Source organism: Ensifer adhaerens (genome assembly GCF_028993555.1).
Lineage (GTDB): Bacteria > Pseudomonadota > Alphaproteobacteria > Rhizobiales > Rhizobiaceae > Ensifer > Ensifer adhaerens_I.
Map to the genome: position 1 here is coordinate 2,757,682 of NZ_CP118610.1, position 22,969 is coordinate 2,780,650.

A 22,969-nucleotide genomic window follows, 5' to 3' on the forward strand; every position below is an offset into this window, starting at 1 on the left:
GCGTGGACCTCGCAGGGTCCCATGGTAATTGCAGATGTCGGCTCCAGTTCGACGGTCCTCCGAAGGAACGAGGACACGGATCGAACGGTATTGTCAGGCATTTTCGTCTCCAGGAAGCATCGACTGCAGCCGCAGGCGGGCGATTTTCTCCACCTGCGCGCAAGCGGTTTCAAATTCCTCTTCGGGCGAATTGTCAATGCGACTTTCGAAGGCGGCGAGAATCTGGCCCTTGGTCAGCCCCTTCACAGCGATGATGAAGGGAAAGCCGAATTTCTTCGTGTAGGCATCGTTCAACGCGGTGAAACGCTGATGTTCTTCTGATGTCAGCCGGTCGAGGCCGGCAGATGCCTGTTCCGCCGTCGAGTCTGCCGTCAGCTTGCCTGCCACCGCGAGCTTGCCGGCGAGATCCGGGTGGGCGCGCAACACCGCGAGCTTCTCGCGCGGCAACGCCGCACGAAAAGCCTGGCAGAGTGCCGAATGCACGTTGCCCGCCATCAGACCCGCCGCCGCGGCACGATCGAAGGCGCGTTCGGCGACCCAGGGCGAATGCTCGAACACGCCGCCGAAACGGGCGACGAAGGCGTCGCGGTCGGACATCAGAGCACCCCTTCCGGCTTGTGGTGCTGGTACCAGTGGTTGGCGATGTCGATGCGCCGCGGCACCCAGACCTTGTCGTGCGACATCACGTAATCGATGAAGCGGGCGAGCGCTGCGGCGCGGCCCGGACGACCGACGAGCCGGCAATGCAGACCGATGTTCATCATCTTGGCATCGCCCTGGCGACCTTCCTCATAGAGCACGTCGAACGTGTCCTTGAGATAGGTGAAGAACTGATCGCCGGAGTTGAAGCCCTGGTTCGTCGCAAAACGCATGTCGTTGGCATCGAGCGTATAGGGAATGATCAGGTGCGGCTTGTCGGCAGGCAGCCCCGGTACCCAATAGGGCAACTCGTCGGCGTAGGAATCGCACGAGTAAAGGAAGCCGCCCTCCTCCAGCACCAGCCTCAGCGTATTGGCCGAAGGCTTGCCCTGATAGATGCCGAGCGGGCGATCGCCGGTCAGTTCCGTATGCAGGCGGACAACCTCGCGGATATGCTCGCGCTCGACCTCCTCGGGAAAATCCTTGTATTCGAGCCAGCGCAGGCCGTGGCTGGCGATTTCCCAGCCGGCTTCCTTCATCGCCGCAACAGCCTCCGGGTTGCGCGCCATGGCGAGCGTCACACCGTAAACGGTGAGCGGCACGTTGCGGCTGGTGAACATGCGCCAGAGCCGCCAGAAACCGGCGCGCGAACCATATTCGTAGATCGATTCCATGTTGAGGTTGCGCTGCCCCTGCCAGGGCTGCGCGCCGACGATCTCCGACAGCAGACATTCGGACGCCGCGTCGCCATCGAGAATGCAGCTTTCACCGCCCTCCTCGTAGTTCAGCACGAACTGCACGGCAATGCGCGCATCGCCCGGCCAGTTTGCCTTCGGCGGATTGCGGCCGTAGCCAACGAGGTCGCGCGGATACTTAGTCTCAGACATCAAATCACCCTTCGATTTTTTTAGGAACGGTATCACCGCCGACCGGATTGTCGATACCGAAACGACGTGAGGCGAGGCAGCGGTAGCGTCAGGATCTGGCTAAAATCACTGGAAAGACTCGACTCAAGTCCAAGTTGAGGAAATATCTGAAACGACGTTAAAAGGATCGATAAATCGAGCGGCCTCGTCGAGATGAAATCCTACATTCAAACGCTTCGCGAAAAAGCCGGCACCGGCCTTCTCCTTTGCCCATCGGTGGCGGCTGCCATTCTCGATTCCGATGGCCGGATTCTGCTGCAGGAGAAGTCAAGCGGCGAAGGCTGGAGTTTGCCGGCGGGCGCAATCGAACCAGGCGAAACGCCGGTGGAGGCCATCATCCGGGAGGTGATGGAAGAAACGGGCTATCCGGTCTCGTTCGAAGCGATCCTGGGCGTGTTCGGTGGCAAAGAGTTTCGGCACACCTACCCAAATGGCGACCGTGTCGAATACGTGGTTACCCTGTTCAGGTGCCGGATCATCGGCCCTCAGACCCCGATCACCGACCGGGAAACAAAGTCGCTGCGCTACTTCTCGCAAGTGCACATGCCGCCACTGGGAGTGCCCTATCCATTAGCGCTCTTGTTTGGAGGCAACTCCGCTGCCGACACGCCTAACGATGCGCCATCAATGCCGCGACGATGAGCGGCAAGGGCCGGATCGATCCCGAACCGAGAGAGGGATCGGCGGCAACACGTTTGGCGCGATCGGCGCGTGCATTCGTGGAGATCTTGCCAAGCGGGTGCTGGGAATGTACGCGCAATGGTGCGCCGGCCTCCTGCTCGACGAAGAGGGCAAGGCTGCCGATGGCAAGCGGCGGCGCCAGGCAAGGCTCGAACAGGTCGCGAAGCGGCGCCTCGACCTGGCGCATCGCGTCCGACGCCAGCGGGCCAGTCAACATCATGTGGAAACGGTACTCGTCCATCACATGCGGATCGCCCCAGCGGTACAGATTGGAAAACTGCGGCGCAGTCAGACGATCGGGATCGGAGCGCTCGATCTCGTCTTCGCTGAGCGGTGCGCGAAAAGCATCGAACTCCTGGACGACATTGGCTGCCAACAGATGCATCGCGGTACTCGGGACTTGCGGCATCAGGCCGAAGCACCGGCCGATGCGGGCGACCTCCAGGCGGTCGATTTCGAACGGTGTCTGTGCTCCGGCGAAATGCATCAGCGCCTTCAGGAGCTGTGATTCCGTCATGTCCGGATGCAGACGAAACGCCGACATCATCACGGCATGGAAGCCGAAGCGGCGTGGCACGGCCGTATGGTAAGCGATTTCGGCAGAGCTCAGCCCTGCAACCGAAGGCATTTCCGTCGGTTCGCCGGAATAGACGTTGCGCCCAAGCCAGCTTGCGGCGACTGCGGAAAGCGGGTCGGCCATCGGCGGCGTAAAACAAATGGCGTAGCGCATGTCTGGCTCCGGTTATCCGTGACGAGCGGGATGAGGAAAATTGCCTGTGGTTTTCCGCCCGCTCCAATGCGATCGATTACGCTGATGATGGTCGATCCGACCCGGGATCATCGTGATCTATTGGCCGCGTCTTAGGTGATTTGCGTGACAGATTGACGAAGTGGACCGTGCAAAGCCATGCGATCCCGCCGCTTTTGCGGCGGATTTTCGGAACCATCCGGCCCAACGACCGTTCCCCAAAGGTAACAATCAAGGATGGAGAAGAAGCGTGAGCTATCACAACGCAAACCTGCAGGATGCCCGGATCAAGGAAACCCATGACCTGATCGCGAGCGACAAGGTTGAAGGCACGAAGGTCTATGGCTCCGACGACAAGAACATCGGCTCGATCGAGCGCGTGATCATCGAGAAGCGCAGCGGCCGCGTCGCCTACGCCGTGCTCGGCTTCGGCGGCTTCCTCGGCATCGGTGAGGACCACTACCCGCTGCCATGGGCCAAGTTGACCTATGACGAGAGGCTTGGCGGCTATCGCACTGATGTGACTCGCGATCAGGTCGAGCGCGCGCCGAAATACCACGGCACGGAGGAATACGACTGGAACGCGGAAAACGGTCGTCGCGTCTACGACTACTACGGCGTACCGCCCTATTGGATGTAAGATCGCACTTTCGAGCGCCCGAACGTTCGAGGCTCCGCTAGCGGCGGGGCCTTTTCTGCGCCCAATCCCAGAGATCCCTTCCTAGAGATGCTTCTCGCGAAGCGCCGCGATGTGGTTCCGGCACAGGAAGGACTCCGGCAGATCGAGCATCTGGGAACCGGCGATCTCGTCGACAACGAAACGCGCCAACCGATGCGCAATCCCGAAGCTCACCTTGAAGCCGCCGGTCAGTACGGAAATGTTCGAATGGTCAGGGTGCCGCCCGACCATGGGTTCGCGCCCCGCCGACTTTGGCCTGAGCCCGGCCCAACGCTCGACCACCTCCGCATCCGCCAGACGCGGTGCAAGCGATGCGGCGCGTCGAAGGAGATCGTCGAGCTGGTCGTCCGTGGACAATGGTTCGGCAAAGATGTTTTCGCTGGTGCTGCCGATCGCCACATGGCCATCGTCATGAGCGATGATGTAGACGCCGTCGGTGAAAATGACCGGCAGGCCTGGATCGACATCCGCCTTCAGGAGCGCCGCCTGGCCCTTGACCGCCATGCCGCTCGTCGCTTTCAGCGGCCCCGACACAGCATCGATCAACGGGAAACTGCCGATGCCGGCAGCGATGATGCAATGGTCGAAACTGAGCCGGCTGCCATCGTAGCGCTCGGCCTGGCCATGCGCCGGAAGGATGGCGCGCACGCCCGAGCCTTCATCGACCTGAACATTCTGGCGCTGCAACAAGGCGGCATGCAGGGCCGACAGCGTGCGGCGCGGCGACACCCGCGCGGCCAGCGTATCGAAAACGACGCCATGCGCCGTTGTCTCCGTGTCCGGCCAGCCCAGCGGGCCGTCCTCCTGGACATGCCAGAAGAATTGCCGGTCGCCCGCACGCCATTGCTGTCGGGCGTCCTCCTCGTGCCGGAGCGCAATGTCGCGCAGGTGCGGCTTGGCGAGCGGCATCAGCCGCCCGGTGCGCCGATAGCCGGTCGACACCCCCGCCTCTGCTTCGAGCGTCCCGATCTCCTCTTCGAGCGACACCAGCGCTTCGAACTGGAATTGTTTCTTGGCGTTCCAGCGGTCGGGCATATGCGGCATGAGCGCGCCCAGCAGGCCGCCGCTCGCACCGGCACCGATAGTCTGTTGCTCGACGAGCCGCACCTTCATGCCCTTGCGCGCAGCGGAAAGGGCGGCCCACAGCCCCATGATACCGCCGCCGACGATCAAAAGCTCGCTCATCGATTGACCTTCTCCGGCCGGCGGATTATCGCCTTTGCCATGACAGGACCAGCAGACCCGATCGACCCGCCAGCGCACCAAAACCTTGATTGGCACGAGGGCGATATGCCCTATTCCCGGGAGTTTGGCGATCACTTTTATTGCCGCACCGATGGGCGGCTGGAATGCGGCCACGTCTTCCTTTCGGGCAATGGCCTGCCGGATCGCTGGGTCGGTGCGGGCACCTTCCGCATCGGCGAACTGGGCTTCGGTACCGGGCTCAATTTCTGCGAGACATGGCGCCAGTGGAAGGCATCAGCTGGAGCCGGCGACCGTCTGCACTTCGTCTCATTCGAGCGTTTCCCGATGGCCGCCGACGAGATTTCCCGCGCGTTGAGCCACTGGCCGGAGATCGACGCGGAACGGCAGGCTCTGGTTTCCCGCTGGCCGACAAACCCCGACAGTGACGTCCGCATCGACTTTGAGGGCGGCGTCAGTCTCACGGTCGTCTGCGGTCCGGCGCTCGAAGGTGTCGCTCGCGCTGAACATCCGTTCAACGCCTGGTATCTCGACGGCTTCGCGCCCTCGCGCAATCCCGACATGTGGTCGGAAGAGCTGATGCGGCTCGTCTTCGAAAAGACCGCGCCCGGCGGCAGTTTCGCGACCTATGCGGCCGCCGGCTTCGTCCGTCGCAACCTCCAGGCTGCCGGCTTCGTCGTCGAGAAGCGCAAGGGCTTTGCCGGCAAGCGCGAGATGCTGCGCGGCGACCGCGCCTAGACGCGCTTGATTTCCGACGTGTCTTGAACGCTTGCGCCATCGCACTGCGAAAATGCGTCAGCGGGAACGATTTACTCCACAAGAGAACTGAACTGTCGCAAATGGCGGGCCATCACGCCTGCAAATCTGCGACACAACGCCATCGGCAACACGGTGGGTCCTTCATGAACGACGATCAGTTTCCCGATGCAGCAACCGGCGATGCGGCCTCGACGCCACTGGAGCGGCGACGCAGGCCAGGCGGCCGCGGCGCGGAGCGCACCCGCAAATCCGCAGGCGGGAAATACCTCAATCTTGTCAATACGCTGGCAAAGTCCACGGTGCTTTCGGACGATGCGCTTGAAGCAATCCATGACGCGTCGCTGACCATCCTCGAAGAGATCGGAATGGATATCATCCTGCCGGAAGCTCGCGACCGGATGAAGGCCGCGGGCGCCGACGTGACGCCGGGGACCGATCGCGTTCGCTTCGACCGCGGCCTGATCATGGAGATGATCGCGTCCGCCCCCTCCTTCTTCACGATGCATGCCCGCAACCCGGCACGCAACGTTCAGATCGGCGGCAACAATCTCGTTTTCGCCCAGATCGCCAGCGCACCTTTCGTCGCCGATCGCGACGGCGGTCGCCGCACCGGCAACCATGAAGACTTCCGCAAGCTGGTGAAACTCGCCCAGTCCTACGACATCGTGCACACGACCGGTGGCTATCCGGTCGAGCCTGTCGACCTGCATGCCTCCGTGCGCCACCTCGACTGCCTCTCGGATATGGTGAAGCTGACCGACAAGGTCTTCCACGCCTATTCGCTTGGGAAGCAGCGCAACACCGACGGCATCGAGATCGCCCGCATCGGCCGCGGCATATCGATGGAGCAGATGGAACGCGAGCCTTCGCTGTTCACCATCATCAACACCTCCTCGCCGCTCCGCCTCGACGGGCCGATGCTCCAGGGCATCATCGAGATGTCTTCCCGCAATCAGGTGGTGGTCGTCACGCCCTTTACATTGGCCGGCGCCATGGCCCCGGTGACGATCGCCGGCGCGCTCGTCCAGCAGAACGCCGAGGCACTCTGCGGCATCGCCTTCACCCAGATGGTCAGGCGCGGCGCACCCGTGATGTATGGCGGCTTCACCTCCAATGTCGACATGAAGACCGGCGCACCGGCCTTCGGCACGCCCGAATACATGAAAGCGGTGATCGCCGGCGGCCAGCTCGCCCGCCGATACAACATCCCCTACCGCACATCGAACACCAACGCCGCCAACACGCTCGATGCGCAGGCCGCCTACGAGTCCGCCCTGTCGCTCTGGGCTCTCACTCAAGGCGGCGGCAACTTCGTCATGCATGCGGCCGGCTGGACCGAGGGCGGGCTGACCGCTTCCTTCGAGAAGTTCATTCTCGACGTCGACATGCTGCAGATGGTGGCGGAATATCTGGCACCGCTCGATGTCAGCGAGGATGCGCTCGGCCTCGACGCCGTGCGCGACGTCGGCCCCGGTGGCCATTATTTCGGCACGCTGCACACGCTGCAGCGCTACGAGACCGCCTTCTATTCGCCCATTCTCTCCGACTGGCGCAACTTCGAGACCTGGACGGAAGCCGGACGGCCGACCACCTACGATCATGCCAACCGGATCTTCAAGCAGAAGCTGAACGAATACGAGCGCCCACCACTCGACCCGGCGATCGAAGAGGAGCTCGATGCCTTTGTCGCCAGACGCAAGACAGAGGGCGGCGTCCCGACCGATTTCTGACGGGACACCGTGTGTCAGCAGCACTTCGCGGCATCGAAAAGGCTGCGCCGCCTGGAGTTCGCCTCAGGGGAAGACCGCAGCCCGCGCCGTCGCGATCAGTTGGTCCGTCGACGACGCAACGCAGTTGCGGTCGACCTCCGCCACTGTCCGTTCCCGAACATGGGCGGATAGATGTTTCCTGAAATCGCCAAGCGTCCGGGGAGCGGCGCAAATCACCAAGCTGTCGAAGGCGCGCTCGGCGGCGTAGCTTTCCAGCCGTTCGGCGACATCGGCAACGAAGCGTTGCTGCTCCTCGCGAACGGGATCGCTCTTGTATTCCATCGCGGAGCGGCCGTGCCCGTCGGACGAATGCGACCGACCCGGCCTGTCAGCCATGATGTCCTGTACGCGCTTTGGTTCGGTATGAAAGGTTTCCTCTTCCGGCCGCTGGCGGTCCTCTTTCAAAAGGTTTACGCCCTTGACGATGCGCGCGGTGTTGCCGTCCGCGGCCAGTATCCATGTCCGGTTCTGCACGATTGTCTCCCAGTGAAAGGTGTGGATCGTGACGGGCCGAAGAGGCCCTTTATAGAAACGCGTGAGGCTCGGTTCGGTTCCGGAGCAGACACCGCCCGACACGATTTATTTGCACCTGAAACGACAATCACATCCGCGCGAGATACGCTTCGAAGCTGCGCTCCGCCATCGCCTCGTAGCGTTCCCGCTCGACGTGAACGGCACTGATCCTGTCGACGCGAAAATCGCGGAAGTCGGACCGCAGTTCGCACCAGCCCGTCAGCAGCCAGAAGTGGCCGAAGACGCTCAAGCCCAGCGGCCAGATGGTGCGCTCCGAATGTTCGTCCTTGAGGCTGTCATAGCTGAGCCGAAGCTTGCGACGTTCGGCGATCGCCTGGCGCAGGTCGCCGAGCAGTGCCGGCGGTTCCGGCTGCAGTGAGGAACGGAAGGCGCGAAGTGGTGCCGCCATCAGCCGCTGCCGATGTTCGGGCGGCAAGCCGTGGGCGATCTTCTCCATCGCCTCGCGCGCCGATCGGGCGAGGCGCCCGTCGCCGAGCATCTGCACCGCGCGGGCACCGAAGGCGAGCGCTTCAAGCTGCTCGAAGGTGAAGGCGAGCGGCGGCGCGTCGAAGGCCCCGCGCAGGAGATAGCCGACGCCGCGTTCGCCGTCGATCGGCGCTCCGGAAGCGATCAGATGCTCCATGTCGCGGTAAATCGTCCGCTGAGCCACCTCCATCTTCTCGGCGATCTCCCGCGCTGTCATCGCCCGGCCGGTCGCGCGCAGGAGCTGGATGATGCGAAACAGCCGGTCAGCGGGTCTCATGTGTGGCCTCCCTTCGCCATCCTGCCCCCACGTTTGAAAGGGCTATAGCGACCGTCCGGCAGGCACAAGCATGCGGCTGTCGACTATGGCCATAAGGCTGTCAGTTGCCCTATGCTAAATCAAGCTCCAACCGATATGGAGCATGAACATGACCAGCGATCACATCCTTGAGCTTGCCGTTTGCATCGTCCTCGACAAACCCGCCGCGACAGCCACGCGCCGCCGGGCGATGCAGGCCGTTTCCCGCTATCCCGGATTCGTCTCCTGGCGCGCCGTCGATTCCTGCGAGACCTCGGGCATGTTTGCAGACCTGGTCGAATGGGAGACACTGGACGCGGCCAAATCGGCCGGTGAGCGCGTTCGGGTCGACCCGGAGTTTGCGCCTTACGCGGCGACGATCAGCGCGGTAATGCTGGTGCAGCATTTCACCGATGGCCAGAAAATCTGAGCGGCAAGAAGAAGAGCGAAGGACCGACGCGCAATGGCCGAGCCACTGAAGAACCTGCTGCACCCCGGTGTCGTCACGGACATTGCTGACCGGATCACCCGCAACTCCAGCGCCTTCGATCGAGCGCAATTCCTGGAGCTCGCAGGCGATGGCCTCGAAATGCTGGAACTGATGCAGCGTTCGCTCAAGATCCGCGATGCCCTGGTCGAAACACTGCCGCAGCCGTTCCCTGAAGCCGCCGCCATCCTTTCGGCCTGCCTGCCCCGAGACGATGCGCCCGGCCTCACCGGCTGGGCATTGCTCCCCCTCAGCCAGTACGTCGCCTTGCGCGGTCTTGAGGATTTCGACCTGTCGCTATCGTTGCTGCGTACGCTGACACCACATTTCACCGCCGAGTTCGGCATACGCGTCTTCATCGATCGCGATCAGGATCGTGCCCTTGCGACCATCCGCTCGTGGACGCGTGACACCAACCATCACGTCCGGCGACTGGCGAGCGAAGGCACCCGGCCCCGCCTGCCTTGGGCGATGCGGCTGCCGAAGCTCATCCACGATCCGAAGCCGATCGTGCCGATCCTGACGGACCTTCTCGACGACCCCGAGGACTACGTGCGCCGCTCGGTCGCCAACAGCCTCAACGACATCGCCAAGGATCATCCGGACCTGGTCGCAGCCTTCGTTGCCGCGCATATCGGCGACGCATCGCCGGAGCGCAGCCAGTTGCTGCGCCATGCCTCGCGCACGCTCTTGAAACAGGGCCACCCGGATGCGCTTGGCAATTTCGGCTTCGCTCCCCCGGCCGGCATCAACGCCAGGTTTTCGCTTGATCGCTCCGAAATCGTGCTCGGTGAAAGCCTAGGCCTGCGCCTGGCCGTCAGTCATGACGCCAAGACGAGCCAGAAGGTGATGATCGATTACGCCGTGCACCATCGCAAGGCGAACGGCTCGACATCGCCCAAAGTGTTCAAATGGACGTCGGCAATGCTTGCCCCCGGCGCCTCGATCGAGATCGAAAAACGCCATGCGATCCGGCCGATCACCACCCGGCGCTACTATGCCGGCACGCACCGCATCGTCATCCTCGTCAACGGCCAGGAAGCGGCTGAAGCCGGTTTTGATCTGGCGCTGGAGTAGACCTCATTTCGCACCTGCGAAAAGATGCACCTTGACTTTTTCGCCCAAAACAACGACATGGTGCCCAGCGTCACCTTCCGGCCGCCGCGTGAGCGCGCCCTCGGCAACACAGAAAGCCGTGAAGAAGGAAAAGCGCACCCATACGCCGTAAGCGGCGACAGCACAGGCGCTTGACGACTTTTTTCTTAACCCACAAGTTCCCAATTCACGCGGGGTTCTTGACGCCGAACACCACCGGAACAGCAAGAATGCGGTTCCGGCGAATGCGTTTGGCGCCCCCAAAAGGTATATGCATTTGTCCACCTTTAAAGATCTCGGCCTCTCCCAGCACATCCTGGAGACCCTGTCCGCCAACGGCTTCGAAAAACCGACGCCGATCCAGGCACAGGCCATTCCGCTCGTGCTGAAGGGCAACGATCTCATCGGTCTCGCCCAGACCGGCACCGGCAAGACGGCCGCCTTCGGCCTGCCGATGATCGAAAAGCTCGTTGCCGAAAGCAAGCGTCCCGATCCGCGCAACATCCGCGCCCTGGTGCTCGCACCGACCCGCGAACTGGTCAACCAGATTGCTGCCAACCTCAAGCTCTTCGTCAAGAAGTCTCCGCTGAAAATCGGCGTTGTCGTCGGTGGCGTCTCGATCAACAAGCAAACCGAGCAACTCGCCCGCGGCGTCGACATCCTCGTCGCAACGCCGGGCCGCCTGCTCGATCTCGTCAACCGTAAGGCCGTGACCCTGACGCAAGGGCGCTACCTCGTGCTCGACGAAGCCGACCAGATGCTGGACCTCGGCTTCATCCACGACCTGCGCAAGATCTCCAAGCTCGTGCCGAAGACCCGCCAAACGCTGCTGTTTTCGGCCACCATGCCGAAGCAGATCGCAGAGCTCGCCGGCGAATATCTGACCAACCCGGTCAAGGTCGAAGTCACGCCTCCGGGCAAGGCCGCTGACAAGGTAGAACAGTATGTTCACTTCGTTCCCGGCAAGGACCTGAAGACGACCATCCTCAAGAAGACGCTGACGGAAAACCCGGACGGCCTGTCGCTGATCTTCAGCCGCACCAAGCACGGCGCCGAGAAGCTGATGAAGCACCTCGACCACGTCGGCTTCAAGGCTGCCTCGATCCACGGCAACAAGAGCCAGGGTCAGCGCGAGCGCGCGCTGAAAGCCTTCCGTGACGGCGAGATCCGCGTGCTGGTCGCAACCGACGTCGCCGCCCGCGGCATCGACATCCCGGGCGTCACCCACGTCTATAACTACGACCTGCCGGAAGTGCCCGATGCCTATGTTCACCGCATCGGCCGTACCGCCCGCGCCGGCCGCGACGGCATCGCCATTGCGTTCTGTGCACCGGACGAAATCCGCCTGCTGCGCGACATCGAGAAGCTGATGGGCATCTCGATCGCCGTCGCCAGCGGCGAAGCGCCGGTCGACCAGGCTCGTCCCGCCAAGGGCCGCGGCGGCCGTGGCAACAACGGCGCCGGCCATCGCAAGGGCAACGGCGGCGGCCAGCACCACAATGGCGGTCGTCCTCAGCGCCGTGAGCGCCCGGCCGGCGAGCCGGTTGCCGCCACCAGCGGCTTTACCGGCGACGACCTGTTGCGCGACGAGCGCCGTCCGCAGCGCCAGGAGCGCCGCGATCATGGCCATCCGCAGAACGACGGCCGTGGCGAAGGCAACCGCAACCACGAGGGCAAGAAGCACCACGGACGTCCCGGCCAGAAGCAGGGTGACCGTCGTGACCGCAACCATGGCGGCCGCAACGAAAACCGTGGCGGTGGCGAGCGTCGCGAAGGCGGCCAGGGCCAGCGCCGCGGCCACGGCGGCAACCGCGGCCACCAGGGCTGAAATCCGATAGCTTGATGATATCAACGGCGGGTCGTTTCGGCCCGCCGTTTCAGTTTTTGCTTACTCGCATGTCGTATCGCAAAACCGCCGCACACTTTTGCGCGACATGCTCTATGCCCGCTGCTTGCGGTTGGTGAGATAGACGCCCGCGACGGCGATCACCGTACCGATGACCATGGGCAGCGTCAGCGCTTCGCCGAAGAAGAGCCAGGCCTGCACTGCGGCAAGCGGCGGCACGAGATAGATCAGCGAAGCAGCGCGCGAGACCTGGCCTCGGCGGATGAGATAGAGAAGCAGCGCGATCGCCCCCATCGACAGCCCCAGCACCGACCAGGCCAGCGAAAGCACGATCTGGAGATTCCAGGTCACGTGCAGATCTTCCAGCATCAGCGCCAGCGGAATGGTGACGATCAGCGCGCCGAGATATTGAAGTGCTGCGATCGTGCGAATGTCGCCGCTCTGCAGGTGGCGCTTCTGGTAGAGCGTGCCATAGGTGACGGCTCCCATGCCGAGCACGTTGAGGACAACAGGCAGCATGTGGATCGGCGTCGCACCCGTGTCGATCGCCAGCACCTTCGGCAACACGGCAAGCGCGATGCCGAAGAAGCCGAGCACCAGACCGAGCTTCTGCTGCACGCTCAGCCTTTCGTCGATGACGAAGGCCGCCGCGACCGCCGTCATCAGTGGCTGCAGGCCGGCAATGATGCCGGAAATGCCAGCAGGCACCCCTTGCCCGATCGCCCACCAGACAGAGGCGAGATAAAGCCCGTGCAGGAACATGCCCGACACCACGGCGTGGCCGGCCATTGCGAAGGACCTCGGCCACCGCGCACCTGTGACGACGCAGAAGAGAATGAAAAGCACGATCGCCAGCGTGTAGCGCAGCACCAGGAAGGTCAGCGGGTCGGCATAGACGGCAGCATATTTTGCGACGACCCAGCCGGTCGACCAGAGCAGAACGAAGATGGCGGGAGCCAGACGGGCAAGCATGGGGGTATCCGGGCAAGGGGCAGATTGGCCGCCTACAGCCTGCTGCCCGAAGCAGCGCAAGATTGCTGTAATACTTTGATCTACCGAATGATTTCGGCCCAAATCCTGGTGATTTAAGCAATCCCGCAAGTAGATGCGGAAACGCTGATGGTCAAAGCAATTTTTCTGATGGAAAGGTTCAGCCGATCGGAACCATCAGCCGGAGAGAAGACAGCGACAGCGAGACGAAGCCGGGCTCATACTCCTCGCGGTAGTGCAATAGAGCCGTATCGACCGCATAGCCCTCGGCCGCAATCCAATCGAACATTTTCTGATAGTGCGCAAAGACGTCACCGCTTCCGGGATGATGCAGGGCGGTGACGAAGCGCATGGCCGGCAGGTCGACATGACCAGGGTGAACCGTTGTCTCGGCCCTGTCAGCGACATAACCGACGAGATAGCGAAAGCCGTCAGGGCGATCGTTCCAGGAAATGCCGACGAGGGCTGCATGGTCCCCCGGATGAAGGTGTTGATGGTGCCCCTGCATCTCGGCGATCAGCCGGCGAACGGCTCCGTCGGCCGCCTCTCCGAAGGTGCCTTCCCAAAACGAGCCGGCTATGCGCTCAGCCGGTCTTTCAACGATTTCGAACACCATGACCACCTCGTCAAACGAAAGATCCCGCACCTTCTGGCCGGCGACGCGAAGGCCGATCTCCGCTGCAAAACGGAATTTGGCTCAAAGCAGTTCCACGAAGGCGCGCGCCGCGTGGCTGAACTGCCTTTCGCGATGGGTCAAAAGCTCGAAATCGCGCTCCGCCAGTTCGAACGGCAGCTCGACCAGCCGGCCGCTGTCGACGAAGGGCTGGGCGGCAAGCCGGGAAACGGCCGTGACGAACGGACCGCTTTCGACCGCCGTCAGCACCGCCTCGTTCGAAGGCAACTCGAGCTCGATCTTCAATCCGTCGAACTCCGCTCCATGATCCCTCATCGATTGCAGGAACATTGCCCGTGTGCCGGAGCCCTGTTCACGCAGCACCCAGCGCGCGGCAAGCAGCATCTCCAGCTTGACCGGGGCGCCGACAAGCGGATGGCGTGGCGAAGCATAGACCGCGATGCGATCGACGGCGACGCAGCGATGGTCGAGCTTGGCGCCATCAACCCGGCCCTCGACGAAACCAAGCTGCGCCGTCCCTTCCTCCACCGCTTCGGCAACGACCGCCGTGTTGCGCACGGTCAGCTTCACATCGACCTGCGGATAGTCATGGGTGAAGCGGGCGAGACGCGCCGGCAGCCAGTAGCTTGCAACCGTCTGGCTGGCGGCGATCGACAGTTCGCCGCGGCGAAGCTGGGATAGATCGTTGAGGCAGGCGGTGGCAGCGAGCGCCCGGGCGAGCACCGCTCTTGCCTCCGGCAGGAAGACCTTGCCGGCATCGGTCAACGTCAAACCGCGGCCGACACGATCGAACAACCGCACGTCGTGCTGGGTTTCAAGCGCGGCGATCGCGGCGCTTGCCGCCGACTGCGTGACGTTCATCGCCTCGGCGGCTTTGGTCATGTGCAGGCGCTCGGCGACGGCGACGAAGATTCTAAGCTGATCGAGTGTCATGGCAAATCAATCGCAGAAACCGATCAAAATGACAAGAATAATCCGTTAGACTGATTCATGGATCGGCGTAGGTTGCACGCCATGTCCAGATCGCATCCCACATTCCGCTCAGCATTTTCCTCCGCTTCCTCCCGCCTGGCGTGCATTCTCCCAGGACTTTTTCTCTGCTGTCTCGTCGCACTTGCGGCCATCGGACTTGAATGGATCGAGTGGCGGTGGGCAGGTCGCGCATGGCTGGAGGCCCTCGTACTCGCCATCCTGCTTGGCGCCATCGTCCGCACGATCTGGACGCCTGGCGCCCGCTTCCTCGCAGGCATCCACTTCTCTGCCAAGGTTCTGCTGGAGACCGCCATCGTCCTGATCGGCGCCATGGTGAGCTTCAACGCAATCGCCGAAAGCGGGCCAACACTGCTTCTCACCATCGTCGCGATGGTTATCATGTCGATCGCCACCGGCTACCTGATCGCACGACTGCTCGGCCTGCCGAAGCGGCTCGCGACCTTGATCGCCTGCGGCAATGCCATCTGCGGGAACTCGGCGATCGCCGCCGTCGCTCCGGCGATCGGCGCTCGTGGCGAAGAGGTGGCGGCGGCCATCTCGTTTACCGCCATTCTCGGCATCGCCGTCGTCCTGTTGCTGCCCTTCCTCGGCGGCTGGCTCGGCATGTCGCCTCAGGGCTACGGCGTTTTTGCCGGCATGACCGTCTACGCCGTGCCGCAGGTTCTCGCCGCTGCCAGCCCCTTCAGTTCGCTCTCGGTCCAGGTCGGCACGCTCGTCAAGCTCGTGCGCGTGCTGATGCTTGGCCCCGTCGTCTTCTGCTTCTCTCTGATCGGTAACCGCGACGCTCAACCTGGACCCGTGCCGTGCCAAGGCCGGAAGGCGGGATCACGTCTCGCCACGCTCGCCCACTTCGTCCCCTGGTTCATTCTCGGCTTCCTGGCCGTCGCCATTGCCCGCAACAGCGGCGCGATCCCGGACCCGGTCGCAACGGGCGCCGTGAAGGTCTCCATCTGGCTGACCGTCATCGCCATGGCCGCGCTCGGCCTCGAGGTCGACATCCGCACGCTCGCCAATGCCGGTCCGCGCGCCAGTGCCGCTGCCCTGCTCTCGCTTCTAGTGCTCTGCATGCTGTCAGCGCTCGCGATCGCTTGTCTCGGCCTCGGTTAACACCGGAAAACGCGCGCCCAATTTTAGAGCATATGCATGTTTTGCAGCCGCTCGGCCGCTTCACCTTTCGGCGGCCGGATCCCGCTGCCCGGTTGTTGGGCAGTTTTTCCCGTGAACGAGCAAGCGGATCGACGCCAATTTTCTTTTCGGGCGACTGAGCACGCTTCTTGCATTGCAACCAGCGTTGTACTCAAATGGTCAAAAATAAGGGGACCACGCCTTTGGCATTTGACGAAATGATGAATGCGGACAGTAGTCCGCGCCAGCCATATTCGACCTATCATGATTGGTATGCCAGCCAGGACAAAAATCGGCTCATAGCGAAATCCAAGGAAGCCGAGAACATATTCCGGAAGACCGGCATCACCTTCGCGGTCTACGGACACGCAGACTCATCCGAAAAGCTCATCCCCTTCGACCTCATTCCCCGCATCATCTCCGGCCGCGAATGGCGCAAGCTCGCTCAAGGCATCGAGCAGCGGGTCATCGCGCTCAACGCCTTCCTCGACGACATCTACCACAAGCAGGAGATCATTCGCGCCGGCCGCATCCCGCGCGAACTGATCGAGAAGAACGTGGCGTTCCTGCCGCAGATGATCGGCTTCCGCCCGCCGGGCGGCGTTTACACCCACATCGTCGGTACCGACATCGTACGAACAGGCGAAGACCAGTTCTACGTTCTTGAAGACAATGCCCGCACGCCGTCCGGTGTCAGCTACATGCTGGAAAACCGGGAAACCATGATGCAGATGTTCCCGGAACTCTTCCATCAGAACCGTGTGCGCCCGGTCGAGAACTACCCCTATCTCCTGCGCCAGAGCCTGGCCTCACTCGCCCCTCCCGGCTGCACCGGCAAGCCGCGTGTCGCGGTGCTGACGCCCGGCATCTACAACTCGGCCTTCTACGAACACGCCTTCCTCGCCGACATGATGGGTGTCGAGCTCGTCGAAGGCTCGGATCTGCGCGTCATCGATGGCAAGGTGAAGATGCGCACGACCCGCGGCTACGAGGCGATCGACGTACTCTATCGCCGGGTCGACGACGATTTCCTCGATCCGCTCACCTTCCGGCCGGATTCGGCGCTTGGCATTCCCGGCATCATGGACGTCTACCGCGCCGGCAACATCACCATCGCCAATGCGCCCGGCACCGGCATTTCCGATGACAAGGCGATCTATTCCTACATGCCCGAGATCGTCGAGTTCTACACCGGCCGCAAGCCGTTGCTCGAAAACGTGCCCACCTGGCGCTGTTCGGAGCCGCAGAGCCTGAAATACGTGCTCGAACATCTGGAAGAGCTGGTGGTCAAGGAAGTGCATGGATCCGGCGGTTACGGCATGCTGGTTGGGCCGACGGCGACCCGGAAGGAGCGCGCGGTCTTCGCCGAGAAGCTGAAGAGCCGCCCCAACAACTACATCGCCCAGCCGACGCTTTCCCTCTCCACCGTGCCGATCCTCGTCAACAAGGGAATAGCGCCCCGGCACGTCGACCTTCGTCCCTATGTCCTGGTCTCCGACAAGGTTCAGATCATCCCCGGCGGCCTGACGCGCGTGGCGCTCAAGGCCGGTTCGCTCGTCGTGAATTCCAGCCAGGGTGGCGGAACCAAGGACACCTGGGTGCTGGAGGACTGAGAGATGCTGGGAAGAACTGCAAACGGCCTCTACTGGATGTTCCGCTACATCGAGCGGGCGGAGAACGGTGCCCGGCTGATCGATGCCGGCCTGCGCATGTCGCTAACGCGCAGCGAAGCGAGCGAAGACGACTGGGACGGCGTGCTGCAAAGCGCCGGTGTCCGCGAAAACTATGACGAGGTGCACGACAAGCTGACGAGCATCGACGCGATCGACTTTCTTTTGCGCGACCGCGCCAATCCGTCGAGTGTGATGTCCTGCATCGAGGCGGGTCGCCACAACGCCCGCATGGTGCGCACCGCGCTGACCCGCGAGACCTGGGAAGCCACCAACGAATGCTACCTCGAAATGAAGGCGATGCTCTCCAAGAAGGCGCGCCCGACCGACATGCCGGAGATCATCGACACGATCAAGCGCCGCGCCGGCCTGATCCGCGGTGCTTTCCACGGCACGATGCTTCGAAACGAGATCTTCAACTTCTCGCGCATCGGCACCTTCATCGAACGGGCGGACAACACCGCCCGCATCCTCGACGTCAAGTATTACGTGCTCCTGCCGGCGGTCGCCGCCGTCGGTTCGTCCATGGACAACGTGCAGTGGGAATCGATCCTGCGCTCGGTCTCGGCGCACCGCGCCTACGGCTGGGTCTATGATGCCGAGCTCCGCCCCGCCAACATCGCCGACTTCCTGATATCGAACGGCCGCATGCCGCGCTCTCTTGCCTATTGCTACGAGAAGATCGCCAGCAACCTCGGCTATCTCGAACGGGAGTATGGCGAGCGCCATGCCGCCCACGACACGGCCGACCGCACGCTCGCATCGCTGCGCAGTCAGTCGATCAAGGACATCATGGACCAGGGACTGCACGATTATCTCGAAGACTTCATCAGCCACAACAACCGTCTGGGACAGGAAATCTCCGACGGTTACCGGTTCAATTGAGCTCGGGAGGATGGCATGCACCTGAAGATCAGCCACACGACCGAATACCACTATGACGAACCCGTGCAATACGCGCTGCAGCGCCTGCGGCTGACGCCGCTGACCCAGACCGGCCAGACCGTTCTCGGCTGGCAGACGCTGGTCGATGGCGCCGCAATCGAGGTGAGCTACGACGACCACTTCGGCAACCGCGTTCATCTCGTCAGCGTCGACGGCGACCGCGAAGCGATCCGCATCACCGCCTCCGGCGAGGTTCATACGGAGGATCGCGCCGGCGTTTTCGGGCCGCACCAGTCCTATGTGCCGCTCTGGCTCTACGCCCGCGAAACGCCTTTGACCAAGGCGGGGAAACTCATCCGCGAACTCGCGAAATCCGCCGAGGGCGACACCGACCTTGCCCGCATGCATGCGTTGATGGAGACGATCCACAAGGCAGTCGAGTACGAGCCAGGCGAGACCCATGCGGAAACGACGGCCGAGGATGCGCTCGAAAGCGGCAGCGGCGTCTGCCAGGACCACGCCCACATCCTGATCGCGGCCGCCCGCTCGCTCGACCTGCCGGCGCGCTACATCTCGGGCTATCTGATGATGGAAGGCCAGCCGGATCAGACGGCGAGTCACGCCTGGGCCGAAGTGCATCTGAACGGCCTCGGCTGGGTCGGCTTCGACGCCGCCAACAAGATCTGCCCCGATGACCGCTACGTTCGCATTGCTTCCGGCCTCTGCTACCGGGACGCCGCACCGATCTCCGGCCTGATCCATGGCGAAGCCAAGGAAACGCTGAAAGTTTCGGTGACGGTCGAGCAGAAGCAAAGCCAGAGTCAGACGCAAAGCCAGTAGCACCGAGACGGGGCGGCGCCGGCGCCCCGTCGACACCGATCGGCCGATCGCGTGCGGCGTCAGACCGGAAAACAGTGACTCGATCTATCGGGAAGCACTCGCCTGCAGGATGCGGCAGAGAGCCACGAAGCCGCTGTCGTAGCTGCCAGCGACGACGTCGCGACAGCGCTTGATAAGTTTCAGCCGTTCACTACCCTGGCCCTAAGGAGACATTGGAAGATCGCGCCTGGTTGCGCTGTCGCGCGCTGGCGTCGACGGTTTCGCCGGGCGTAGACAATACGATGCGAAGACCCGTTCTGCGTGCGCTTCTTTTCGGAACAACTTGGTGGAGCGCACGGAAAAGCCGCACCGCCAAGCGATGCGGCTCATCCTTCCAGGACACTTGGCGGGTGCGGCGCTCGGTCCGCCCCCGCTTTGACCGCTCGGGCAGAACGGTCAGTGGCTGTCGCGGTTCATCGGGATTTCGGCGCCGCGCGGACCGACGAGGAAGTCGAGATCCGCACCCGTATCGGCCTGCATCACGCTCTTGACGTAGAGACCGGCATAACCGCCGGAAAGCGGCTTCACCGGCGACACCCAAGCGGCGCGGCGGCGGGCGAGTTCCTCGTCCGAAACATCGAGATGGATCGTGCGGGCCGGCACATCGACGGCAATCATGTCGCCGTTTTGCACCAGCGCCAGCGGGCCGCCGTCGGCGGCTTCCGGTGCCGTGTGCAGGATGACCGTGCCATAGGCGGTGCCGGACATGCGCGCATCGGAGATGCGGATCATATCGGTGATGCCCTTCTTCAAGACCTTCGGCGGCAGGCCCATATTGCCGACCTCGGCCATGCCCGGATAACCCTTGGGCCCGCAATATTTCAGCACCATCACGCAGGTCTCGTCGATGTCGAGATCGTCACGATTGATGCGGGCGTGATAGTCCTCGATGCTCTCGAACACCACAGCGCGGCCCTTGTGCTGCATCAGATGTGGCGAAGCGGCGGAAGGCTTCAGCACGCAGCCCTTCGGCGCCAGGTTGCCTCGCAGCACCGCGATGCCGCCCGACTTCGTCAGCGCCTTGTCGCGCGGCACGATGACGTCGTCGTTGTAGTTGACGACATCCTTGACGTCGTTCCAGATCGTGTCGCCGGTAACGGTCACGGCATCCTTGTGCAGGAGACCCATCTCGCCCACGGCCTTGATCACGACCGGCAGGCCGCCGGCGTAGTAGAACTCCTCCATAAGGTACTTGCCCGACGGCTGCAGGTTGACGATCGTCGGCACGTCGCGGCCGAGGCGATCCCAGTCGTCGAGGCTCAAGTCGACGCCGACGCGGCCGGCAAGCGCGAGCAGATGTAGCACGGCATTGGTCGAGCCACCGACAGCGCCGTTGACGCGGATGGCATTCTCGAAAGCCTCTTTCGTCAGGATATCCGAAGGCTTCAGGTCTTCCTTGACCATGTCGACGATGCGGCGACCGGAGAGCTGGGAGATCACCCGGCGACGCGCGTCGACGGCAGGAATGGCCGCATTGCCCGGCAAGGTCATGCCCAGTGCTTCAGCCATTGAGGCCATGGTCGAGGCCGTGCCCATGGTCATGCAACTGCCGGCCGACCGAGCCATGCCCTGCTCAGCATCCATGAATTCCGCCAGCGACATCTCGCCGGACTTCACCATTTCCGAGAACTGCCAGATCGCCGTGCCGGAGCCGACGTCCTTGCCGCGCCACTTGCCGTTCAGCATCGGGCCGCCGGAGACGAGAATGACCGGAATGTCGACGCTCGCTGCGCCCATCAACAGGCTTGGCGTGGTCTTGTCGCAGCCACCGAGCAGGACGACGCCATCGACCGGATTGCCGCGGATCGCCTCTTCGACATCCATCGCAGCGAGGTTGCGGAACATCATCGCCGTCGGGCGCAGCGTGCTTTCGCCGACCGAGAACACCGGAAACTCGACCGGGAAGCCGCCGGCCTCGTAGACGCCGCGCTTTACGCGCTCGGCAAGGTCGCGCAGATGCGCATTGCAGGGCGTCAACTCCGACCAGGTGTTACAGATGCCGATGATCGGCCGACCATCGAAGGTGTCGGCGGGCAGGCCCTGGTTCTTCATCCAGGAGCGATGCATGATGGCATTCTTGCCAGTGCCGCCAAACCAATCCTGCGACCGCAGCTTGCGCGGCCATTCAGCTTTCTTCTTCATCTCTTTCTTCCTTGTGCGGCCCGCGCACTCACGCGGGCCTGTGACGGCGCCCGCTAAGCGAGCGTGTAGGCCGTCTTGACGGTGGTGTAGAACTCGGCGGCGTAGCGCCCCTGCTCGCGCGAGCCGTGGGACGAGCCCTTGCGACCGCCGAAGGGCACGTGGAAATCGACGCCCGCCGTCGGCAGGTTGACCATCACCATGCCGGCTTCGGCATTGCGCTTGAAATGAGTTGCGTGCTTGAGGCTGGTCGTGGCGATGCCGGAGGAGAGGCCGAAGGGCGTGTCGTTGGCAACGCTGAGTGCCTCATCATAGTCCCTGACGCGGATGACGGCGGCGACCGGCCCGAAAATCTCCTCGCGGGAAATGCGCATCTGATTGGTCGCTTCGGTAAACAGCGCCGGCTGCAGGTAGAAGCCGGGCGTGTCGCGCTTCAGCAGCTCACCGCCAAAGGCGAGCTTCGCGCCTTCCTGGCGGCCGATGGCGATGTAATCGGTGTCCTGGTTGAGCTGGCTCTCATCGACCACCGGGCCGATCTGCGTGCCGGCCTTCAAGGCATCGTCGACGACGAGCCCCTTGATCCGCTCACCCATCGCGGCAACGAAGCGGTCATGAATGCCCTCGGTGACGATGATGCGCGAGGATGCGGTGCAGCGCTGGCCGGTGGAGAAGAAGGCGGAGTTGACCGCCGCTTCGACCGCAACATTGAGGTCGGCGTCATCGAGCACGACGAAGGGGTTCTTGCCGCCCATCTCCAGCTGGTACTTGCGGTTATGCTCGACGGATGCCATCGCGACGCGTTTGCCGGTGCCGGTCGAGCCGGTGAAGGTAATCGCGTGCACATCCGGGCTGTCGAGCATCGCCTGGCCGACGACCGAGCCCTTGCCCATGACGAGGTTCAACACACCCTTCGGCAGGCCGGCGCGGTGGAGAATGTCGACGATCGCCCAGGAGCTGCCGGGCACCAGCTCGGCCGGCTTGAAGACGACGGTGTTGCCGTAGCAAAGGGCCGGCGCGATCTTCCAGGCGGGAATGGCGATCGGGAAATTCCAGGGCGTGATGATGCCGACGACGCCGACCGGCTCGCGGGTGATCTCGACGCCAATGTTTGGACGCGCCGACGGCAGCACTTCGCCGGCCAACCGCAGGCACTCGCCGGCGAAGAAGTCGAAGATCTGGCTGGCGCGCACGGTCTCGCCAATCCCCTCGATAAGCGTCTTGCCTTCCTCGCGCGACAGCAACTTCCCGAGCTCGTCCTTGCGGGCGAGGATCTCGTCGGCGGTCTTTCTGAGGATCGCGTGGCGCTCGAGGATGCCGGAGCGCGACCAGGCCGGAAACGCCGCCTTAGCAGCGGCGATCGCCGCCCGCGCATCGTCGGCAGACGCACGGGCATATTCGCCAACCACGTCGTTGGTGTTGGACGGGTTGATGTTGGCAACCCCGTCGCCTCCGACCCATTCGCCGGCAATCAGGTTCTGGTGCAATGTCATGGCCTTGAGGCCTCCTTGATATCAGCGCGACGCCGCAT

General features: G+C 63.1%; 22 protein-coding genes. 11 read left to right on the top strand and 11 right to left on the bottom strand.

The window, feature by feature from the left end; translation table 11 throughout:
* Positions 1 to 93: 93 nt before the first annotated feature.
* Entirely contained in the window at positions 94 to 597 is a 504-nt protein-coding gene (gene uraD / locus PWG15_RS13500; RefSeq protein ID WP_275020558.1) for a 2-oxo-4-hydroxy-4-carboxy-5-ureidoimidazoline decarboxylase, read from the bottom strand.
* Positions 597 to 1,526 (bottom strand): allantoinase PuuE, encoded by a 930-nt coding sequence (puuE, locus tag PWG15_RS13505; protein ID WP_275020560.1) that lies wholly within the window; start codon positions 1,524 to 1,526, stop codon positions 597 to 599. Before puuE ends, uraD begins: the two co-directional genes overlap by 1 nt.
* Positions 1,527 to 1,718: 192 nt before the next feature.
* Between puuE and PWG15_RS13510 the strand changes: the two genes are divergently transcribed.
* Positions 1,719 to 2,207, top strand: coding sequence for an NUDIX domain-containing protein (locus PWG15_RS13510; RefSeq protein ID WP_275020563.1), 489 nt, complete (start codon positions 1,719 to 1,721; stop codon positions 2,205 to 2,207).
* Here PWG15_RS13510 and PWG15_RS13515 read toward each other — a convergent pair.
* Positions 2,176 to 2,976 (bottom strand): DUF1045 domain-containing protein, encoded by an 801-nt coding sequence (locus tag PWG15_RS13515; protein WP_275020565.1) that lies wholly within the window; start codon positions 2,974 to 2,976, stop codon positions 2,176 to 2,178. The two genes, PWG15_RS13510 and PWG15_RS13515, sit on opposite strands and share 32 nt — an antisense overlap.
* A gap of 268 nt (positions 2,977 to 3,244) precedes the next feature.
* Here PWG15_RS13515 and PWG15_RS13520 point away from each other — a divergent pair, with 268 nt between their 5' ends.
* On the top strand, positions 3,245 to 3,634 hold the full coding sequence (locus PWG15_RS13520) for a PRC-barrel domain-containing protein (protein WP_275020567.1): 390 nt from the start codon (positions 3,245 to 3,247) through the stop codon (positions 3,632 to 3,634).
* Positions 3,635 to 3,715: 81 nt separating this feature from the next.
* On the opposite strand, the gene PWG15_RS13525 is transcribed toward PWG15_RS13520, so the two are convergent.
* A complete protein-coding gene (locus PWG15_RS13525; RefSeq protein ID WP_275020570.1) occupies positions 3,716 to 4,858 on the bottom strand; it encodes an NAD(P)/FAD-dependent oxidoreductase in 1,143 nt (380 codons plus the stop codon).
* Positions 4,859 to 4,897: 39 nt separating this feature from the next.
* Here PWG15_RS13525 and mnmD point away from each other — a divergent pair, with 39 nt between their 5' ends.
* Both mnmD and PWG15_RS13535 read left to right on the top strand, forming a co-directional pair.
* Positions 4,898 to 5,614, top strand: a complete 717-nt coding sequence (mnmD, locus tag PWG15_RS13530; RefSeq protein ID WP_275020572.1) for a tRNA (5-methylaminomethyl-2-thiouridine)(34)-methyltransferase MnmC2 — start codon at positions 4,898 to 4,900, stop codon at positions 5,612 to 5,614.
* Between the two features lie 164 nt (positions 5,615 to 5,778).
* Positions 5,779 to 7,365 carry a trimethylamine methyltransferase family protein gene (locus PWG15_RS13535; RefSeq protein ID WP_275020574.1) on the top strand — a complete coding sequence of 529 codons (1,587 nt, stop codon included), beginning with the start codon at positions 5,779 to 5,781 and terminating at the stop codon, positions 7,363 to 7,365.
* A gap of 63 nt (positions 7,366 to 7,428) precedes the next feature.
* Here PWG15_RS13535 and PWG15_RS13540 read toward each other — a convergent pair whose 3' ends face one another.
* Both PWG15_RS13540 and PWG15_RS13545 read right to left on the bottom strand, forming a co-directional pair.
* Positions 7,429 to 7,878, bottom strand: coding sequence for a host attachment protein (locus PWG15_RS13540; protein ID WP_275020575.1), 450 nt, complete (start codon positions 7,876 to 7,878; stop codon positions 7,429 to 7,431).
* Between the two features lie 127 nt (positions 7,879 to 8,005).
* Positions 8,006 to 8,680, bottom strand: a complete 675-nt coding sequence (locus tag PWG15_RS13545; RefSeq protein ID WP_275020578.1) for a helix-turn-helix transcriptional regulator — start codon at positions 8,678 to 8,680, stop codon at positions 8,006 to 8,008.
* 148 nt (positions 8,681 to 8,828) lie between these two features.
* Between PWG15_RS13545 and PWG15_RS13550 the strand changes: the two genes are divergently transcribed.
* From PWG15_RS13550 to PWG15_RS13560, 3 genes are all read left to right on the top strand, one after another.
* Positions 8,829 to 9,128, top strand: coding sequence for a hypothetical protein (locus PWG15_RS13550; RefSeq protein WP_275020579.1), 300 nt, complete (start codon positions 8,829 to 8,831; stop codon positions 9,126 to 9,128).
* A gap of 33 nt (positions 9,129 to 9,161) precedes the next feature.
* Entirely contained in the window at positions 9,162 to 10,262 is a 1,101-nt protein-coding gene (locus PWG15_RS13555) for a DNA alkylation repair protein (RefSeq protein ID WP_275020581.1), read from the top strand.
* A gap of 295 nt (positions 10,263 to 10,557) precedes the next feature.
* Positions 10,558 to 12,108 (top strand): DEAD/DEAH box helicase, encoded by a 1,551-nt coding sequence (locus PWG15_RS13560; RefSeq protein ID WP_275020582.1) that lies wholly within the window; start codon positions 10,558 to 10,560, stop codon positions 12,106 to 12,108.
* Between the two features lie 111 nt (positions 12,109 to 12,219).
* Here PWG15_RS13560 and PWG15_RS13565 read toward each other — a convergent pair whose 3' ends face one another.
* From PWG15_RS13565 to PWG15_RS13575, 3 genes are all read right to left on the bottom strand, one after another.
* Positions 12,220 to 13,098, bottom strand: coding sequence for a DMT family transporter (locus tag PWG15_RS13565; protein WP_275020583.1), 879 nt, complete (start codon positions 13,096 to 13,098; stop codon positions 12,220 to 12,222).
* A gap of 178 nt (positions 13,099 to 13,276) precedes the next feature.
* Positions 13,277 to 13,732, bottom strand: a complete 456-nt coding sequence (locus PWG15_RS13570; RefSeq protein WP_275020584.1) for a GyrI-like domain-containing protein — start codon at positions 13,730 to 13,732, stop codon at positions 13,277 to 13,279.
* 81 nt (positions 13,733 to 13,813) lie between these two features.
* Positions 13,814 to 14,683 carry a LysR family transcriptional regulator gene (locus tag PWG15_RS13575; protein WP_275020586.1) on the bottom strand — a complete coding sequence of 290 codons (870 nt, stop codon included), beginning with the start codon at positions 14,681 to 14,683 and terminating at the stop codon, positions 13,814 to 13,816.
* Positions 14,684 to 14,764: 81 nt separating this feature from the next.
* Between PWG15_RS13575 and PWG15_RS13580 the strand changes: the two genes are divergently transcribed.
* The 4 genes from PWG15_RS13580 (at position 14,765) to PWG15_RS13595 (ending at position 19,263) form a co-directional block, all read left to right on the top strand.
* Positions 14,765 to 15,850: a YeiH family protein gene (locus PWG15_RS13580; protein WP_275020588.1), complete on the top strand. Its 1,086-nt coding sequence runs from the start codon at positions 14,765 to 14,767 to the stop codon at positions 15,848 to 15,850.
* 236 nt (positions 15,851 to 16,086) lie between these two features.
* Positions 16,087 to 17,481, top strand: coding sequence for a circularly permuted type 2 ATP-grasp protein (locus tag PWG15_RS13585; protein ID WP_275024424.1), 1,395 nt, complete (start codon positions 16,087 to 16,089; stop codon positions 17,479 to 17,481).
* 3 nt (positions 17,482 to 17,484) lie between these two features.
* Complete coding sequence (locus PWG15_RS13590; protein WP_275020591.1) at positions 17,485 to 18,423, top strand: alpha-E domain-containing protein; 939 nt, start codon at positions 17,485 to 17,487, stop codon at positions 18,421 to 18,423.
* A gap of 15 nt (positions 18,424 to 18,438) precedes the next feature.
* Positions 18,439 to 19,263 (top strand): transglutaminase family protein, encoded by an 825-nt coding sequence (locus PWG15_RS13595; RefSeq protein WP_275020592.1) that lies wholly within the window; start codon positions 18,439 to 18,441, stop codon positions 19,261 to 19,263.
* 435 nt (positions 19,264 to 19,698) lie between these two features.
* Here the strand turns inward: PWG15_RS13595 and araD are convergent, their stop codons facing one another.
* Both araD and PWG15_RS13605 read right to left on the bottom strand, forming a co-directional pair.
* Positions 19,699 to 21,444, bottom strand: a complete 1,746-nt coding sequence (araD, locus tag PWG15_RS13600) for an L-arabinonate dehydratase (protein WP_275020594.1) — start codon at positions 21,442 to 21,444, stop codon at positions 19,699 to 19,701.
* Between the two features lie 53 nt (positions 21,445 to 21,497).
* Positions 21,498 to 22,931, bottom strand: coding sequence for an aldehyde dehydrogenase family protein (locus PWG15_RS13605; protein ID WP_275020596.1), 1,434 nt, complete (start codon positions 22,929 to 22,931; stop codon positions 21,498 to 21,500).
* Between the last annotated feature and the right edge of the window lie 38 nt (positions 22,932 to 22,969).

Coding starts and splice junctions, on each gene's coding strand:
- PWG15_RS13565 (WP_275020583.1), bottom strand. CDS start 13,098: ATGCTTGCCCGTCTGGCTCCCGCCATCTTCGTTCTGCTCTGGTCGACC.
- mnmD (WP_275020572.1), top strand. CDS start 4,898: ATGACAGGACCAGCAGACCCGATCGACCCGCCAGCGCACCAAAACCTT.
- PWG15_RS13545 (WP_275020578.1), bottom strand. CDS start 8,680: ATGAGACCCGCTGACCGGCTGTTTCGCATCATCCAGCTCCTGCGCGCG.
- uraD (WP_275020558.1), bottom strand. CDS start 597: ATGTCCGACCGCGACGCCTTCGTCGCCCGTTTCGGCGGCGTGTTCGAG.
- puuE (WP_275020560.1), bottom strand. CDS start 1,526: ATGTCTGAGACTAAGTATCCGCGCGACCTCGTTGGCTACGGCCGCAAT.
- PWG15_RS13550 (WP_275020579.1), top strand. CDS start 8,829: ATGACCAGCGATCACATCCTTGAGCTTGCCGTTTGCATCGTCCTCGAC.
- araD (WP_275020594.1), bottom strand. CDS start 21,444: ATGAAGAAGAAAGCTGAATGGCCGCGCAAGCTGCGGTCGCAGGATTGG.
- PWG15_RS13570 (WP_275020584.1), bottom strand. CDS start 13,732: ATGGTGTTCGAAATCGTTGAAAGACCGGCTGAGCGCATAGCCGGCTCG.
- PWG15_RS13510 (WP_275020563.1), top strand. CDS start 1,719: ATGAAATCCTACATTCAAACGCTTCGCGAAAAAGCCGGCACCGGCCTT.
- PWG15_RS13515 (WP_275020565.1), bottom strand. CDS start 2,976: ATGCGCTACGCCATTTGTTTTACGCCGCCGATGGCCGACCCGCTTTCC.
- PWG15_RS13595 (WP_275020592.1), top strand. CDS start 18,439: ATGCACCTGAAGATCAGCCACACGACCGAATACCACTATGACGAACCC.
- PWG15_RS13590 (WP_275020591.1), top strand. CDS start 17,485: ATGCTGGGAAGAACTGCAAACGGCCTCTACTGGATGTTCCGCTACATC.
- PWG15_RS13585 (WP_275024424.1), top strand. CDS start 16,087: ATGATGAATGCGGACAGTAGTCCGCGCCAGCCATATTCGACCTATCAT.
- PWG15_RS13605 (WP_275020596.1), bottom strand. CDS start 22,931: ATGACATTGCACCAGAACCTGATTGCCGGCGAATGGGTCGGAGGCGAC.
- PWG15_RS13580 (WP_275020588.1), top strand. CDS start 14,765: ATGTCCAGATCGCATCCCACATTCCGCTCAGCATTTTCCTCCGCTTCC.
- PWG15_RS13575 (WP_275020586.1), bottom strand. CDS start 14,683: ATGACACTCGATCAGCTTAGAATCTTCGTCGCCGTCGCCGAGCGCCTG.
- PWG15_RS13535 (WP_275020574.1), top strand. CDS start 5,779: ATGAACGACGATCAGTTTCCCGATGCAGCAACCGGCGATGCGGCCTCG.
- PWG15_RS13525 (WP_275020570.1), bottom strand. CDS start 4,858: ATGAGCGAGCTTTTGATCGTCGGCGGCGGTATCATGGGGCTGTGGGCC.
- PWG15_RS13555 (WP_275020581.1), top strand. CDS start 9,162: ATGGCCGAGCCACTGAAGAACCTGCTGCACCCCGGTGTCGTCACGGAC.